The sequence below is a fragment of the Pseudomonas sp. EL_65y_Pfl2_R96 genome (assembly GCF_963970905.1).
GTDB lineage: Bacteria > Pseudomonadota > Gammaproteobacteria > Pseudomonadales > Pseudomonadaceae > Aquipseudomonas.
In genome coordinates, this window is sequence record NZ_CAXAQH010000423.1 from 1 (window position 1) to 373 (window position 373).

The window sequence follows — 373 nt, forward strand, 5'->3', positions numbered from 1 at the left end:
GCAGCGGCCAATGGACCTACACCCTGGCCAACGGCAGCGATGGTATCGCCAGTGCCGTGCAATCACTGAAGGCCGGCGAGAGTCATGACGAGGTGTTCAGCGTGCAGGTCAGCGATGGCCTCGGCGGCGTCAACACTCAGCTGGTGACTGTCACCGTCAGCGGCAGCAACGATGCACCGGTGCTCAGTTTCGCGACCGGCAACGAGGCCGGCGCGGTGCAGGAAGACACCACCCTCAGCGTCAGCGGCCAATTCAGCTCGACCGACATCGACCACGATGCCACCGCCAGCTGGTCCATCAATGGCTCGCCAACTGGAATCTACGGCTCGATCGCCGTGGACAGCACTGGCCAATGGACCTACACCCTGGCCAA

General features: G+C 63.5%; 1 protein-coding gene. It reads left to right on the top strand.

What is annotated here, in order from left to right; translation table 11 throughout:
* On the top strand, window positions 1-373 hold a 373-nt coding region (locus AACY49_RS31380), incomplete at both ends, for a VCBS domain-containing protein (protein ID WP_339528253.1).